This is a genomic window from Dolichospermum sp. FACHB-1091 (assembly GCF_014697585.1).
GTDB lineage: Bacteria > Cyanobacteriota > Cyanobacteriia > Cyanobacteriales > Nostocaceae > Dolichospermum.
Map to the genome: position 1 here is coordinate 51786 of NZ_JACJSB010000016.1, position 15488 is coordinate 67273.

Annotated in this window: 22 protein-coding genes; 15 read left to right on the forward strand and 7 right to left on the reverse strand. The window is 37.5% G+C overall.

Annotated elements, in window-relative coordinates:
• The first annotated feature begins 6 nt into the window (after positions 1–6).
• From H6G25_RS11825 to H6G25_RS11845, 5 genes are all read left to right on the forward strand, one after another.
• A complete protein-coding gene (locus H6G25_RS11825) occupies positions 7–1320 on the forward strand; it encodes an aminotransferase class I/II-fold pyridoxal phosphate-dependent enzyme (RefSeq protein WP_190392654.1) in 1314 nt (437 codons plus the stop codon).
• A gap of 104 nt (positions 1321–1424) precedes the next feature.
• A complete protein-coding gene (metX, locus tag H6G25_RS11830; RefSeq protein ID WP_190392655.1) occupies positions 1425–2486 on the forward strand; it encodes a homoserine O-acetyltransferase in 1062 nt (353 codons plus the stop codon).
• A 30-nt stretch (positions 2487–2516) separates the two neighbouring features.
• Positions 2517–2744 (forward strand): ferredoxin family protein, encoded by a 228-nt coding sequence (locus H6G25_RS11835; RefSeq protein ID WP_027401230.1) that lies wholly within the window; start codon positions 2517–2519, stop codon positions 2742–2744.
• A gap of 10 nt (positions 2745–2754) precedes the next feature.
• A complete protein-coding gene (locus H6G25_RS11840) occupies positions 2755–3711 on the forward strand; it encodes a HEAT repeat domain-containing protein (protein WP_190392656.1) in 957 nt (318 codons plus the stop codon).
• A gap of 2 nt (positions 3712–3713) precedes the next feature.
• On the forward strand, positions 3714–4244 hold the full coding sequence (locus tag H6G25_RS11845; protein ID WP_190392657.1) for a dual specificity protein phosphatase family protein: 531 nt from the start codon (positions 3714–3716) through the stop codon (positions 4242–4244).
• Between the two features lie 46 nt (positions 4245–4290).
• Here H6G25_RS11845 and H6G25_RS11850 read toward each other — a convergent pair whose 3' ends face one another.
• Positions 4291–4833 carry a DUF2808 domain-containing protein gene (locus H6G25_RS11850; protein ID WP_190392658.1) on the reverse strand — a complete coding sequence of 181 codons (543 nt, stop codon included), beginning with the start codon at positions 4831–4833 and terminating at the stop codon, positions 4291–4293.
• A gap of 263 nt (positions 4834–5096) precedes the next feature.
• On the opposite strand from H6G25_RS11850, the gene H6G25_RS11855 reads away from it, so the two are divergent.
• Positions 5097–5861: a DUF4058 family protein gene (locus H6G25_RS11855; protein WP_190392659.1), complete on the forward strand. Its 765-nt coding sequence runs from the start codon at positions 5097–5099 to the stop codon at positions 5859–5861.
• Between the two features lie 23 nt (positions 5862–5884).
• On the opposite strand, the gene H6G25_RS21520 is transcribed toward H6G25_RS11855, so the two are convergent.
• From H6G25_RS21520 to H6G25_RS11875, 4 genes are all read right to left on the reverse strand, one after another.
• Positions 5885–6013 (reverse strand): hypothetical protein, encoded by a 129-nt coding sequence (locus H6G25_RS21520; protein ID WP_277881750.1) that lies wholly within the window; start codon positions 6011–6013, stop codon positions 5885–5887.
• Positions 6014–6057: 44 nt separating this feature from the next.
• The gene (locus H6G25_RS11865) at positions 6058–6966 is read right to left on the reverse strand and encodes a DUF4351 domain-containing protein (protein ID WP_190392660.1); all 909 of its coding nucleotides are present in this window, start codon (positions 6964–6966) and stop codon (positions 6058–6060) included.
• 167 nt (positions 6967–7133) lie between these two features.
• Positions 7134–7385, reverse strand: a complete 252-nt coding sequence (locus H6G25_RS11870; RefSeq protein ID WP_190392661.1) for a type II toxin-antitoxin system HicA family toxin — start codon at positions 7383–7385, stop codon at positions 7134–7136.
• Positions 7378–7530, reverse strand: coding sequence for a hypothetical protein (locus H6G25_RS11875; RefSeq protein ID WP_190392662.1), 153 nt, complete (start codon positions 7528–7530; stop codon positions 7378–7380). Before H6G25_RS11875 ends, H6G25_RS11870 begins: the two co-directional genes overlap by 8 nt.
• Positions 7531–7836: 306 nt before the next feature.
• Between H6G25_RS11875 and H6G25_RS11880 the strand changes: the two genes are divergently transcribed.
• Complete coding sequence (locus tag H6G25_RS11880; RefSeq protein ID WP_190392663.1) at positions 7837–8148, forward strand: hypothetical protein; 312 nt, start codon at positions 7837–7839, stop codon at positions 8146–8148.
• Positions 8149–8261: 113 nt separating this feature from the next.
• On the opposite strand, the gene H6G25_RS11885 is transcribed toward H6G25_RS11880, so the two are convergent.
• On the reverse strand, positions 8262–8420 hold the full coding sequence (locus H6G25_RS11885; RefSeq protein WP_190392664.1) for a hypothetical protein: 159 nt from the start codon (positions 8418–8420) through the stop codon (positions 8262–8264).
• A 248-nt stretch (positions 8421–8668) separates the two neighbouring features.
• Here H6G25_RS11885 and H6G25_RS11890 point away from each other — a divergent pair, with 248 nt between their 5' ends.
• From H6G25_RS11890 to H6G25_RS11925, 8 genes are all read left to right on the forward strand, one after another.
• Positions 8669–8890 carry a hypothetical protein gene (locus H6G25_RS11890; RefSeq protein ID WP_190392665.1) on the forward strand — a complete coding sequence of 74 codons (222 nt, stop codon included), beginning with the start codon at positions 8669–8671 and terminating at the stop codon, positions 8888–8890.
• Positions 8887–9306: a type II toxin-antitoxin system VapC family toxin gene (locus tag H6G25_RS11895; protein WP_190392666.1), complete on the forward strand. Its 420-nt coding sequence runs from the start codon at positions 8887–8889 to the stop codon at positions 9304–9306. Before H6G25_RS11890 ends, H6G25_RS11895 begins: the two co-directional genes overlap by 4 nt.
• A gap of 71 nt (positions 9307–9377) precedes the next feature.
• A complete protein-coding gene (locus tag H6G25_RS11900) occupies positions 9378–10232 on the forward strand; it encodes an ATP-binding cassette domain-containing protein (protein WP_190392667.1) in 855 nt (284 codons plus the stop codon).
• 25 nt (positions 10233–10257) lie between these two features.
• On the forward strand, positions 10258–11043 hold the full coding sequence (locus H6G25_RS11905; RefSeq protein ID WP_347239176.1) for an ABC transporter permease: 786 nt from the start codon (positions 10258–10260) through the stop codon (positions 11041–11043).
• A 19-nt stretch (positions 11044–11062) separates the two neighbouring features.
• Complete coding sequence (locus tag H6G25_RS11910; RefSeq protein ID WP_190392669.1) at positions 11063–11521, forward strand: MarR family transcriptional regulator; 459 nt, start codon at positions 11063–11065, stop codon at positions 11519–11521.
• Positions 11487–12752 (forward strand): MFS transporter, encoded by a 1266-nt coding sequence (locus H6G25_RS11915; RefSeq protein WP_190392670.1) that lies wholly within the window; start codon positions 11487–11489, stop codon positions 12750–12752. Before H6G25_RS11910 ends, H6G25_RS11915 begins: the two co-directional genes overlap by 35 nt.
• A gap of 100 nt (positions 12753–12852) precedes the next feature.
• Positions 12853–13272 (forward strand): XisH family protein, encoded by a 420-nt coding sequence (locus tag H6G25_RS11920; RefSeq protein WP_190392671.1) that lies wholly within the window; start codon positions 12853–12855, stop codon positions 13270–13272.
• Positions 13260–13595, forward strand: coding sequence for a XisI protein (locus H6G25_RS11925; RefSeq protein ID WP_190392672.1), 336 nt, complete (start codon positions 13260–13262; stop codon positions 13593–13595). Before H6G25_RS11920 ends, H6G25_RS11925 begins: the two co-directional genes overlap by 13 nt.
• A 31-nt stretch (positions 13596–13626) precedes the next feature.
• Here the strand turns inward: H6G25_RS11925 and H6G25_RS11930 are convergent, their stop codons facing one another.
• Positions 13627–15447: a tetratricopeptide repeat protein gene (locus H6G25_RS11930; protein WP_190392673.1), complete on the reverse strand. Its 1821-nt coding sequence runs from the start codon at positions 15445–15447 to the stop codon at positions 13627–13629.
• Between the last annotated feature and the right edge of the window lie 41 nt (positions 15448–15488).

Sequence of the window (15488 nt, forward strand, 5' to 3'; positions counted from 1 at the left end):
CTACCTGTGTCAGAAAATTATCGTTTTGAAACCCTACAAGTCCATGCTGGACAAGAACCCGCACCTGGTACTAATGCCCGCGCTGTACCAATTTATCAAACCACTTCCTACGTTTTTGATGATGCTGAACATGGAGCGCGGTTATTTGCTCTCCAGGAATTTGGTAACATTTATACCCGGATCATGAATCCGACAACGGATGTTTTTGAAAAAAGAATTGCGGCTTTAGAAGGGGGTGTAGCAGCTTTAGCTACTGCAAGCGGTCAAGCAGCGCAATTTTTAGCAATAAGTACGATCGCTCAAGCAGGAGATAATATTGTTTCTACCAGTTTCCTCTATGGGGGAACTTATAACCAGTTCAAAGTTTCACTACCACGATTAGGGATAAATGTCAAATTTGTGGAAGGAGATAATCCAGAAAATTTCCGTCAAGCAATTGATGAAAAAACCAAAGCCCTGTACGTTGAAACCATTGGTAATCCGCAATTCAACATTCCAGATTTTGCCGCTTTAGCTCACATTGCCCATGAAAATGGTATTCCTTTAATTGTAGATAATACCTTTGGTGCTGGTGGTTATTTAGCTAGACCAATAGAACATGGTGCTGATATTGTTGTTGAATCTGCCACTAAATGGATAGGTGGTCATGGTACATCTATTGGCGGCGTAATAGTTGATTCTGGTAAATTTGATTGGGGTAATGGCAAATTTCCCCTCTTTACCGAACCTTCCCCCGGTTATCATGGATTGAATTTTCAAGAAGTATTTGGGAAAGGTAGTCAATTTGGTAATATTGCTTTTATTATTCGCGCCAGAGTCGAAGGATTACGGGATTTAGGAGCAGCATTAAGTCCATTTAATGCTTTTCTATTACTGCAAGGATTAGAAACCCTTTCCCTGCGTGTAGAACGTCATATCAACAATGCTTTAGAATTAGCTCGGTGGTTAGAACAACAAGAGCAGGTAGCATGGGTTAATTATCCAGGACTTCCTAATCATCCATATCATGAACGCGCCAAAAAATATCTCCGACATGGCTTTGGAGGAGTTCTTAATTTTGGCATTAAAGGTGGATTAGAAGCAGGTAAAGCCTTTATTAGCAATGTGAAATTAGCCAGTCATTTAGCAAATGTTGGTGATGCAAAAACCCTTGTTATTCATCCTGCTTCTACAACTCATCAACAGCTAAGTGATAGTGAACAAATTTCGGCTGGTGTAACACCTGATTTAGTGCGGGTATCTGTGGGAATTGAACATATTGATGATATTAAGGAGGATTTTGAACAGGCATTTAAGAAGGTGACAGGTGACAGAGAATAATTACCAATTACCAATTCAATACTGTTCGGTTAAGGATTTTTGTTATTTCGTTGTTTTGGGCTTAACCGAAAAGTATTGATTACCAATTACCAATCACCTTTTTTATGAAATACCTAGACTTCATTTCGCCAAAAACCGAATTTTACCAATTGTCAGCACCATTTTCATTAGAATCTGGTGAAGTATTAATTGGTGTTCAGGTTGCTTATCGTACCTGGGGAAAATTAAACGCAACCGGCGATAATGGAGTCTTGATTTGTCATGCTTTAACTGGTTCTGCTGATGCTGATGATTGGTGGGGAGATTTGTTTGGTGTTGGGAAATCCTTTGATCCTGATCAGGATTTTATCGTGTGTAGCAACATTTTAGGAAGTTGTTACGGTACAACTGGACCTACTTCTATTAACCCAAATACAAGAAAAGTCTATGGTGCATCTTTTCCCAGAATTACAATTCGGGATATGGTTAACCTCCAAGCTGCACTATTAGAATACCTGGAAGTTAAATCTCTACAGTTAGTAATTGGCGGTTCATTGGGTGGAATGCAAGTTTTAGAATGGGCTTTATTATATCCAGAAAAGGTGAGAGCAATTTCACCAATGGCTACACCTGGAAGACATTCAGCATGGTCTATTGGCTTGAGTGAAGCCCAAAGACAGGCAATTTATACAGATCCAAATTGGCAAAATGGGAACTATACAAGTGATGCACCTCCGAATCAAGGACTAGCAGTAGCGAGGATGATGGCAATGATTACCTATCGTTATTGGGAGAGTTTTACAAATCGTTTTGGTAGACAGCAGAATGAATCTAATCAGTTTGCCATATCCAGTTATTTACAATATCAAGGTCAAAAACTAATAGAACGTTTTGATGCTAATACTTATATTACATTAACTCATGCAATGGATAGTCATGATGTTAGTTGGAATAGGAAAGATTATCAATCAGTTTTGCGAAGTATCAAACAACCGACTTTAGTTGTAGCGATTGATTCTGATGTTCTTTATCCTCCAGTAGAACAACAAGAATTAACAGATTTAATTCCTAATTCTCAATTGAGGATTCTTAAATCAACTCACGGACATGATGCGTTTTTAATTGATATGGAAGCATTGAATAAAATGGTGGTTTCTTTTAGAGAAGAATTGGAATCTTTTGTTTAATTTTTAATAAACTCAGGGAGTTACAAAATTATGGCTTTAATTAATCAAAGAGTAGATGTCCCAGTAATTGTGGATGAATCTAAATGTTTAGAAAAATGTGTTGCTTGTATTGAAGTTTGTCCTCTGGATGTATTAGCAAAAAATCCAGAGACGGGAAAAGCCTATATGAAATATGATGAATGTTGGTTCTGTCTACCCTGTGAAAAAGAATGTCCAACAAATGCAATTACAGTACAAATTCCTTTCTTATTGCGGTAGAGGTACAGAAATGTTTACAGATACAGATTCAGAATTAAATCAATGGTTGGAAATGTTGCGATCAGTTAACGAGGGCGATCGCCTAGTTGCGGTAAAATCTCTACAGCATCTCGGAGAAGACGCAGCAGTGGACGCTTTAATTATCGCACTGGAAGACGAAAGCATCGCAGTCCAAAAAATTGCCGCATCCGCACTTTGGGAACTTGCTAATCCTCTTGCTGTACCCGCTTTATTAAAAACTCTCGCTTCCCCAGATATAGAAGTTCGCACTGAAGCATTATCAGCATTAGGTGAACTTGTCAACACAGAACATTTATTGCTTTTATTGGATGTACTAAATCAAGAAAATATCAATCTCCAAGTTAACATCTTAATCTTATTAAGGAAGATACATGATGTTCAATCTTTACCTGCGGTGTTATCTTTTTTTGATTCCAAATATCCAGAACTACGAGAAGCTGCTATTACAACTTTGCGCTATTTAAACCAAGTACAAATCTGTCCACCAGCTTTATCTTTAATTAATGATTCTGATAATAATGTCCGTCGTGCAACAGCTTTAACTTTAGGACATTTAGCAGATCAAGAAATTGTAGAATTATTAACTAAATCACTGATTTTTGATCCAGATTGGCAAGTACGACGTAATGCAGCTAAATCCTTAGCAATTCAAGCTAATTCAGACGCAATTCCGGCGTTAAAAATTGCCCTAAAAGATGAACATTGGCAAGTGCGAAAATTCACACTTCAAGTATTACAAAAAACGCCAGATCAAAATTTATTACCTGATTTAATCAAAGCACTAACAGACGAATATTCTGATGTCAGAAAAGAAGCAGCCATAGCACTTGGTAACTTAGAAAATGCTGATGCTTTAAATGCACTCCAACAAGCACTAGATGATCCTGATCGAGATGTTTCTATTTACGCGGAAAGAGCAATTAAAAAGATTCATTTGACTATTTAAAGATGTACAAATTTGCCCCTGCTTGGGAACAAGAAACAATAGTTTTTGGTGCTTCTCAACCTGGATATACTGATAATCAGGTATATGATTGGATTGAGTTTATGAAATTACAAAATATCAGACAAGTTTGCTGTTTACTTAGTGAAAAACAACTAGCTAATTATGCCCATCTTTTAGATACATATTGGCAAGAATTTGGTAATGACAAAATTTGTTGGACACCAATTGAAGATTTTCATTTATGTGATTTAGAAACACTCATAGACAAAATTCTACCTTTTTTGATCACAGCAAATCAACAAAATGAAAAAGTAGTTGTGCATTGTGCTGGTGGAATTGGCCGGACTGGACATATATTAGCGGCTTGGTTAGTTACTGTGCGGGGATTTTCTAATCAAGATGCAATTTCTGCTGTTATAAGAACAGGAAGAAATCCTTATGAAGCTGTAATGTTACGTGAAAATCCATTACAAGTTGCAGGAGAATTAAATGTGCTACTGAATAATTGTCGTCTAGCATTCTTAACTAATTGAAGAATATTGCTGAATTTGTCTGAAAAATCAGCAATTTATCAACACTTTACCATTGATTAAATAGGTGAATATCAAAATCATTATAAAATTGCAAACGAGCAGTTCCCACAACTAAATTATTTGTCTTTTCACCAGAAGAAATAACATGAACTTGAAATAGATAAATACCTTCACTGACGGGATTATAAAAAGGTTTTAAGGCAATAGTAATTGTTTGATTTGCAGAAATTGGTTTATCAAAAGTAGCAATGATAGTTTGTGGTTGAGTTGAACTCTTGGCTAAGGTAATACCTAGCTTTTCTTTTTGTCCACTTGATTCTACAAAAGCAAAACTGTTTTTCTGATTAAATTCAATATTTTGTACACCTTCTATTTGTGTTAAAACAACCTGTTGCAGTTGCCAATTAGCCAGAGATTCTGGTAATTTGATTGTAAAATAATAAGTTGCATCCCAAGAACCTGTTTGATTGTAACTGGTTTTCGCAGTTAACAACGGTTTTGATGGTATCCCGTAGGTAGTAGGTACAGATAGCAAAAAGATTCCTGTACTAATAGCTAGAGTTTTACAAAGAGTTTTAAAGCTGTTCATATTTTTAGGATTTGATATTTTAAATGGGTTTTTCTATTGCATTATACCCTTTCAATTTAGCAAGTGAAAGTCACTAATAATTACACATATTAGTTAATTTTAATTGTCCTAATTCCTATCTGATTAGGTGGATTAAATGAGAGGTTATATTGCAATACTGATCAGTTAACTAAATATAGCTTGAGTTTCTTTCGTCAAGCCAACCTACAGAGCGATAAAATAATTATATCAAGAGAGATGTAAATAAGTTGGAGACAGTGCAAATGGAAAATCCGTTTCCTGGGATGAATCCGTATTTAGAACAACCTGAATTGTGGCATCAGGTACATAACCGTTTGATTGTCGCTATAGCTGATGATTTAACTCCTCAAATTGCCCCTAAATACAGAGTTTCTATTGAGGAGCGAGTTTACACAAGTGTAGATGATATTTTTCTAGTGGGAATTGCTGATGTAGCTGTTGCCAAAAGAAATAATAATGCAGAAACTGGGACAACTTTAAGTACTACAAAACTGGTAGAACCTAGTAAAGTTAAAGTTCCCATGTATGAGGAGGTAATTGAGCGATTTTTAGAAGTAAAAGCCACACAAAGCCGGGAAGTAGTGACTGTAATTGAAATACTTTCTCCGAAAAATAAACGGTCTAAGGAAGGTAGAACAGTTTACGAAACCAAGCGACAGAAAATTTTAGCATCTGCAACTAATTTAGTGGAAATTGATTTATTGAGATTAGGTGAATCCTTGCCAATTTTAGGAGCAAATAAAAGCGATTATCACATTTTAGTTAGCCGTAGTCATCAGCGACCAGATGCAGACCTTTACAGTTTTGATTTACAAGATCCTATTCCTGTTTTTCCTGTTCCTTTGCGTTCGGGAGAAGATGAACCTGTGATTGATTTACAGAGGTTACTTAATGAAATCTATGAACGCGCTAGATTTGATTTAGCAATTGATTATTCACAAATTCTAAAACCTGCTTTATCCTCTGAACAGGAAACTTGGGTAAGGGAGATTTTAGATAATATTTAGACAGTGGAATTATAGGTAGGATTTTAGCTTACAACCTTTCCTAAAAAACTGTCGAAAGAATTACTATTTATTAACCCATTTTCTGCCAATACTCGACGCACAGCTACCAAATGCACAGGTTGAACATACACCTGTTGTGCGTAAGCTGGCAAAATGACCAAAGTTCCTGACAATGGATATTGATAGATTTAATGAATTAGATTAAGTGTTGGGTTAACCAAGCTTCTAAATCAGCAACACTAGAAAAGTCTAATAATGCCTCTCCTAAATTTTCTAACTGTTCAATTGATAATCCTGTAATTCGCTCGATTAATAACGCATCAATTTCACCAATCCGACGATGTAGTAAACGCAGTATTAAGTTTTTTTCTCCTTCTTGCTTTCCTTCTTGTCTTCCTTCTTCTTTAGCTTGTTCTCTATTTCTTTGATAAAGTGGTTCTAGTCGCATAATTAACTCCCTATCATCTGTTTCTAGTTTTTGATTTACTCTCAAATTTTCGCGCAAGTTGTAAACTAATTCCAGGGTGGTTTTTTGGTAAGGGTGATCTAATGGTAACGCTTGCAACTCGATAATTGCTTGTGATTGTACGCTTCCCCTACCTAAAAGCCTCAACCATAAAGTCTCCGGTGTTTGTGGTAGTTGGTGTATTACCACAATTGCTGTTCGCAAGGGATCTGCTAAAAAGTGTACTCCCGATAACCAACCTTCTTTTTGGATAGTTCTAAAGCTAGATAAACGAGTTTCAGAGATAGTGGGGGTTAAAATCCACAATTTAGGAATTTCTGACTCCTGAAGTTTGATTTTATTGGCTTTGGCTTCTCGTCGCAATGAAGCCTTGACTTCTAATAACTTGAGAATACAGTCGCAGATTTCATCGCTAGAAGCTGGATTGCGGTATGGTTCTATTATTGCAGGATTTTCGGCAAGTCTTCCTAGTAACCCCAGTATTTGTAATTTAGAACTTTGTTGTTTAGCAGGTGTGAATAAAACATCAATTTCTTTAATTTCTCCTGAGACTTTTTCTGATGCTTTGACTTCTCCATAATCTTTTAATAATTCTTCTAGATAGTCTTTGGCGAATTTATCATGTATAAACCTAGTCATTAAATTTTAATTTTGAGTAAAATCTGGGAAATAACTTAGACTTCTATTATATAGCATTTAGCAATTGATTATGCACAAGTTCTGAAACCTGCTTTATCTTTTGAACAGGAAACTTGGGTAAGGGAGATTTTGGATAAAATTTAGACAGTGTAATTATAGGTGAAATTTTAGCTTGCAACCTTTGCTAAAAAACTGTCCAAAGAATTGGTACTGATTAACCCATTTTCTACCAATATTCGACGTACAGCTACCAAATGCACAGGTTGAATATAAGCCTTTTGTTCGTAAGCTGGTAAAATGACCAAAGTTCCTGACAATGGATATTGATAGATTTGTTGAGAACCTGTTGTTGGTACTTTAGTAAAACCTATTTTGAAAAGCAACTGTTCTAGGTCAGTAAACTGAATATCTCTAACCATGATGACGAATCACTCCCTTTAACTGTTTTAAAATATCATTCCGGTATTCAGCGAATTTCTGAATTGCCTCTTGATCTAGTATATTTGTTTTGGGCAAATGAACGGTAACACTTTCACCAACTTTAGATAGATCAAAACTTGGCAAAGTTTAGCAAGTGGAGCTTATTAATGATTACAATAGTCTTTGGTTAAGAGTTTTTGTAGGTTGGGTTAAGCGACAGCGCAACCCAACAAACGTCCGTAAATGTTGGGTTTCCTAACGTCAACCCAACCTACCTGATTTAATGTTTTTAGATTATAACTACCTGACAAATAATGTATTGGTGATGCTTGTATATTTTATCAGAAGTTAGGCATAACGCAATCATAAAATAATCATTAATTATACAGGATTGGATGTATTTGGGTTTACGGTAGTATTTAGTTCTTTAACTTTTATCTTATATATCCCATGAAACCTCAAGATGTAGTTGAAATTTACAATACCGCAAAGAAAGTGATCGCACCATTTTCCTGGGTCAAGTCAGCCACTGAAACCTTCCAGTTTTACATGAATGCTGGAAAGTGGGTTTGGAAAACGATTTCTGATTCTTCTAATTCTGATAGGTCGGGGCAGTGGCGCGTTACGGTTCGTCCAAAGTACGGAAGGGATTTTGGTGCGGTTAACGATCAGCACTTTTACTTTGAATCTAAATCGGATGCACAAGATTTCGTAGACATGAAGGAACTAACTGATACCGAGTCAATGTTTCTAATTTCGTAGACATGAAGGAACTAACTGATACCGAGTCAATTGTTTACATTTATAAGCCGAGAGGATAAGTTATGGATTAGACATTTCCGAAAAATAATGTAGAGACGTTCCATGGAACATCTCTACAATGGTTTCAAACTATGGACATAAAATGTAGTGCGATGCTTGCGGCAGCAGTTAGCGATCGCACCATAGGTATCGCACTTTAACCAGAAATAGCGATAGACAAAATTGGCGATCGCCTGATACTTTCGCAATAGTTCTATTTTTTTGTAAATCAAACGAGATTCCTATACAAAATTAGCAGTTGTAGCGGCTAAAACCTATCCACAATAGACGTGTCCATTACATAAGCGTTTTCTAAAACCCCTGTAAAGACGTTCTATAGAACGTCTCTACATTAATTTTCACCAAATATCTAATAAATAATAGTATAGCGATCGCCTACACCAGTGCGGAAAGCGATCGCTCCATTTAAATGAGTAGACACTGAAAGTACAATAAAATTATCCTTCATTTAAACCCCATCATGGTTATCCCGGAACTCGAACAACAACTCCTTCAGCTTTCGCATAACGATAAACTGTATATTATTCAACTCCTTGCCCAAAGCCTAACTACAGGTAATACCAACTCAGAACAACCTACTAAAATCTCAGAATTTTTCCGTCAATCCCCCTTGGCTGAACTCGCTGAAGAACTCGACTTGAACCGCGATCGCAGTCTACCCCGCGATACCTTCAACCCATGACCTACCTTCTTGATACTTGTCTAATTTCTGAACTTGTTGCCAAACAACCAAATCAAAAAGTTTTAGATTGGGTAGATGCCCAAGTTCCAGAAACACTTTACCTCAGTGTAATTACTATTGGCGAAATCGCTAGAGGCATCTGTAAACTTACTCCATCTAAAAGAAAAGAATCTCTCACAACTTGGCTAAATGAAACCCTACCCAATCGCTTTGAAAACAGAATCTTAACTATAGATGTCTCCACAATGGTGTTATGGGGAAATTTAATCTGTCAACTAGAACAGAATGGCCGACCTTTACCCGCTATGGATTCTTTAATTGCCGCTATCGCACTTCAACACTCTCTATCACTTGTTACTCGTAACGAAAAAGATTTTGCTGGTACTGGAGTTGTCATCATTAATCCTTGGTCTTGACTTTTAGAAAAAATATGCCAAACTAATATTTAGATACTCTAATTATTTGAAAAAGGAAGTGTCTTCCAATCGTGACGAAACTTACGGGAAGAATAGAATCTGCGGAAATATCTGCACAAGTCCCAAAGTCGCTAATATTGCAAACCTTGGAACTGACGCGCCGCTTTGAAAAATTTACAGCCGTTGATAACTTAAATATCTCCGTAACAGCAGGAGAGGTTTTTGGTTTACTAGGTCCCAACGGTGCGGGAAAAAGTACAGTAATTAAGATGTTAACTACCTTGCTACCAGTCAGTAGCGGAAAAGCATACTTAGCCGGTTATGATGTGACTCGTCAACCTGATGCAGTCAGAAGAGTAATAGGTTATGTACCCCAGGCTTTATCAGCAGATGGGACTTTAACAGGTTATGAAAATCTTTTAATATTTTCCAAATTGTATGATATTCCGCCTCGACGCAGAAAACAGCAAATTGCTGAGGTGCTGGAATTTATGGGTTTAGAGGATGCAGCACATCGCTTAGTGAGAACCTTCTCTGGAGGAATGATTCGTAAGTTAGAAATTGCCCAAGCCATTTTACATCAACCCCAAATCTTATTTCTAGATGAGCCAACAGTGGGATTAGATCCAGTTGCAAGAACCCAAGTATGGCAACTTGTACAGCAACTCCGTAGAGAGTACGGTACAACGATCTTTTTAACTACCCACTTTTTAGAAGAAGCGGATAATCTTTGTAACCGAGTGGTGATTATGAACCAAGGTAAAGAAATTATCACCGGTTCACCTTCAGAATTAAAAGCTGTCATAGAAAAACCAGACGCAACTTTAGATGATGTCTTCATCCACTACGCAGGAAATCAATTAGTATCAGGAGTGAGTTACAGTGAAACTGCAAGAACTAGACGTACCTCCCAACGATTGGGTTGAACCGAAATATAATCGCCCCAAAGGGATTTTTTCTGGCATCAAAGAACTATTTACCAAAACCCTGGTAATTACTGAGTTAGAAGTACGAAAACTGCGCCATGATCCTAGTGATTTAGTGATTAGGGCTGTACAACCGGCTTTATGGCTAATTATTTTTGGACAAGTTTTTACTCGCACTCGTGCTATCCCTACAGGTAATATACCTTACTTGGATTTTATGACTCCCGGTATTTTGGCTCAAAGTGCCTTATTTGTGGCCATTTTCTCTGGGGGAATGACGTTAATTTGGGAACGCGATTTAGGCATTGTTCATAAATTTCTGGCCGCACCCATCCCCCGCGCTGCCATTGTTTTAGGTAAAGGTGTAGCTTCTGGTGTGCGTTGCTTTTCTCAAGTGGTGTTTATTTATATCTTGGCTTTGTTGTTAGGTGTACACTTAAATCACAATCCTTTGGCTTTTTTACAAGTAGTTTTGATTGTGTTTTTAGGTGCTGGTTGTTTTTGTACTTTTTCCTTAATTATCGGTTGTTTGGTGAAATCACGGGAAAGGTTTACAGGAATTGGGCAATTAATCACCATGCCGTTATTTTTTGCCAGTAATGCGATCTATCCTATTTCCTTGATGCCAAGTTGGTTAAAATTAATTTCTCACTTGAATCCTTTGACTTATGAAGTGGATGCTTTACGCGGTGCAATGCTGGCCAATGGCTCAAGTATTTATGGATTTGGGTTAGATTGTACAATTCTCTTGCTAACATTAATAGGTTTAACCTACATCTGTGGCCGACTTTATCCACGGGTAGCAATGTAATCTGGAGAAAAACAGTCTTATGAGTTTGGATAAACCCTCTAAAGAATGTGCAGCTAGGGTGATGGAAACAGTTCCCTTATTGATGCGGTTTATCCGAGCCGAAATGCGGACTCACAGTTCTGACTCTTTATCTATACCACAATTGCGATCGCTCGCGTTTCTCAATCGCAATCCTGGTGCATCCTTGTCTGAGGTAGCAGAACATTTAGGTGTCACCTGTGCTACAGCATCCACAACTATAGAAAAATTAGTGCAACGAAATCTGGTGCAACGTACAGATAACCCTCAAGAACGACGGCGAGTAGTCCTGAATTTGACGAGAGAGGGAAAACTGCTTTTAGAGCAGTCCCAGGAAAAAACTCGCGGGGAAATTGCGGAAATTCTGGAGGGTTTGACACCAGAACAAGTATCAAAAATTGAAGAAGGGTTAAGTCTACTAAAAAATGTCTTTGAGCAAACAGAAACAAATCCTCCCTAATATTCAGGCTGCACACGATCCTTTTGCAGCCATGAGATATCGAGATTATCGGTTATTTACTATTGGGCGTGTTCTCTTATTTACAGGAGGACAAATGCAAACCGTGGCCATTGGTTGGGAATTATACGAGCGTACCCATTCTCCTTTGGCGCTGGGTGGAGTGGGATTAGCCCAAGTAACACCCATGATATTACTCACATTAATAGCAGGTCATGTTGCTGATAAGTATAATCGCCAACGCACTACTTTACTAGCAATTTTCCTCCTGGCAGTATGTTCCCTGGTCTTAGGGGTTATTTCTTATACTCAAGGGGCAATTTTCCTAGTTTATGGCTGTTTAGTATTAATGGGTGTAGCTAGGGCATTTCTCAAACCAGCCAGTGATGCTTTAATGTTTCAGTTGATACCGACTAATCTTTTTTCTAATGCGGCGACTTGGATCAGTAGTAGCTTTCAATTAGCATCGGTGATAGGTCCATCCTTGGGAGGATTGGGTATTGCTTTGTTCAAAAGTGCTACAGGAGTATATGTAGTAGCAGCGATCGCCTCACTATTATGTTTAGCCTCTGTAGCCGCCATTAAACCCCAACCAACGAATTTTAGCAAAGAACCAGTATCTTTAAAATCCCTAGCTGCGGGGGCTGAATTTGTCTGGAATAATCAATTAATTCTCGCAGCCATTACCCTTGATTTATTTGCCGTTTTATTTGGTGGTGCTGTAGCATTATTACCCGTTTTTGCAAAAGATATTTTACACGCTGGTCCGGTGGAATTGGGCTATTTACAAGCTGCCCCATCTATAGGCGCATTGATTATGGCAGCATTATTAGTATATTTACCACCTATCCGCAAAGCTGGAGCGGCTTTACTGTGGTCAGTTGTGGGATTTGGGGTTGTAACAATTGTTTTTGGTTTATCTCGTTGGGTGTGGTTGTCGTTGTTGATGTTGGCATTCAGTGGGGCGTTAGATAGTATTAGTGTGGTGATTCGTCATACTTTGGTGCAAATTAAAACCCCTGATCATTTACGGGGAAGAGTTGCGGCTATCAATAGTGTGTTTATTAGTGCATCTAATGAGTTAGGAGGTTTTGAGTCTGGTTTGACTGCGGCTTTATTTGGTCCAGTGTTGTCTGTTGTTGGTGGGGGTATTGGGACGATTCTGGTAGTGGTTGCGACGGCGATGATTTGGCCGGAGATTAGGAAGTTGGGGGCTTTGCATGAGGATTTATAGGGGAAAGTATCTCACGCAAAGGCGCAAAGGCGCAAAGGCGCAAAGGAAGAAATGCGTTAATATTGTAAGATATATGTAGGAAATATAATTAGGGATCAGTATGTCGGCTAAAGATGTCTTTCATGAAGTTGTCAAAAAAGCTCTACAGAAGGACGGTTGGCAGATTACTCACGATCCCCTATCAATTAGTGTAGGCGGGGTAAATTTGTCTATTGATTTAGCCGCAGAAAAGCTGATTGCGGCGGAAAAACAAGGAGAAAAAATTGCTGTTGAAATCAAAAGTTTTTTGGAGAGATCATCTGCAATTTCGGAATTTCATACAGCGTTAGGACAGTTTATTAATTATCGAGGTGCATTAAGAAGACGACAGCCAGATCGGGTTTTGTATTTAGCAGTACCTTTAACAACCTATAAGACATTTTTTAATCTTGATTTTCCTAGAGATATGATTGAAGAGAATCAAGTCAAAATGATTATTTATGATGTAGAGCATGAGGTGATTACAGAATGGATAAACTAACTAAATATCGCCAGCTTGTACAGCAGATTTTACAAGAATATAGCGAACAAAAACCTGCTAACGGGAATATAGAAGTTGAGACAATTTTTGATACACAACGTGACCACTATCAAATAGTTCATGTAGGTTGGGAAGGTCAAGAATGGATACATAGTTGTATTATTCATATTGATATTAAATGTGAAAAAATTTGGCTGCAATGGAATGGTACTGAAGATGATATTGCAGAAAATTTAGTTGCTGTGGGAGTTCCCAAGGAGGATATTGTTTTGGGATTTCAGTCTCCTTTTATGAGGAAGTTTACAGAATATGCTGTGGGTTAGGGTTTGATGGTAGTCCAGATAATCTGATTATTTATTCTTGCAATAATGCTTGAAACCGTGGGTCATTGCGAATGTTGTCAAAATCAGAATCAGTTCTTGCTAATTCTCGACATTCTTCAGAATTTAGATTAATGGCTTGTTGTAAGTTATAGATTGCTTGATCAAGATTTTTTAATGAGATGTAACAGCAAGCTTTATTGTACCAAGCTTCATAGTAATCAGGTTTGATATTGATAGAAGTATCATAAGCAATTATTGCTTCTTTCTTTTTACCTAATGCAGATAGGGTAAGACCTCTATTATACCAAGCTTCATGATCATCAGGTTTGATATTGATAGAAGTATCATAAGCAATTATTGCTTCTTTATAGTTACCTAAATCATAAAAAGCATTACCTTTATTGTACCAAGCTTCGTAGTCGTCAGGTTTAATATTGATGGCAGCATCATAAGCATTAATTGCTTCTTTTTTATGACCAAATTGAGAAAGCTCATATCCAAAGTTAAATATAGAAGATAACATTTCTGTAGGATATTGCCTTTCTAGTTCTACAAGCAAATTCGATAACTGTAATATATATTTACCTGATTCTATCCGTCTTCCTTTTGCTTCAATTTGTCCATCACGTGGTTCTAAAATACGTTCACTATAAATCAAGAACTTCATCGCTATCCGAATTTGCCACCCGTACCATAAATGCTGCAAAATATTACCACCAGCTAAAAGTTTTGCCGTGGCCTCTACAGTAAATCGGTAAAGCTGGATATCAAATTGCTCCAATAAATCCACAGCATCATAAATATAAGTTGCAACAGGATATTGTTTGACTATCTTTTGATAGCGTTCCTTCCAAGTCCCTTTTAGTGTGGGGCGAAAGGTATCTATTGTCAGAAACTGATCATAATTTTTTGTACTGCGGATATTCTCAACAATGTTTCTAAAAGTGCGATCATTTCTTTGAGCAATGCGAGAATAATCATCAGGATTAGCTTGGATATTCGCTTGGGGTATCGTTTCTCTCAAAACTCCAATGATTGCTTCTTCATTAGGTTCAGGTAAATCATAAATTTCAAAGCGTTTCCAAAATGAATATTTATCAAATTCTAGTTTTTCCCATTCGCTGGGTTCATCAGAAAATTCTCTTTCTTTTTCATTTCTGGCTGTAGCAATAATCCGAATATCTTCTTTACGACAGAATTGTTCGTAAGCTTGTAGTGTATTAAACAACCGTTCTTGTAGTGGCTTATTTAAGGGTTGTAGTGGATTATCGGCCTTTGGTGATTGTTCAATGCGTCCACCAGACATTTTATTATTCAGATCATCAAGAAAAAAAAGCAACTTGCGATCTGTGCCAATCTTATCTTCTGGTAATATGGGTGGTGCTTCCAGCCATTCACCACGCTTGAGTTTAAGAATTGTCCAGCCTTCGTTATTAAGTCTATCGGCTAAATTTGCTGCTTCTCTTGTTTTACCCCATCCTGTTGGTGCGAGAATCAATAACCAACGATGTTGATCTAATTTCTGTTTAAGTTCATCTTGAGTATTACGCCCTGGAACACGATCCTGATAGGGGATTTTGTAATCAGCTAATGGATCATTTTCATTACCACCCAAAAGTATTTGTAAGGCGTTGCTTTGTGGTTTAATAACCTCGAATGGGAAAGTATCAGGTAGAAGCTTACGCTTGCGATTTTGCTGGACTACCCACCAGATAAAGCGTACAATGGCAAGTAAGCTACCTGTGCCAAAGGAGACAATAAAAATATCTTTGTTGTTAATAATAAAATGCTGGATTTGATCCCATAAGTCTTGGCCTTGCTGAAGCCAAATGTAGAAAGCCTGATTATTCATAGGGGTGTTGGTAGCTACATACATATAGATTGTAGCATCTG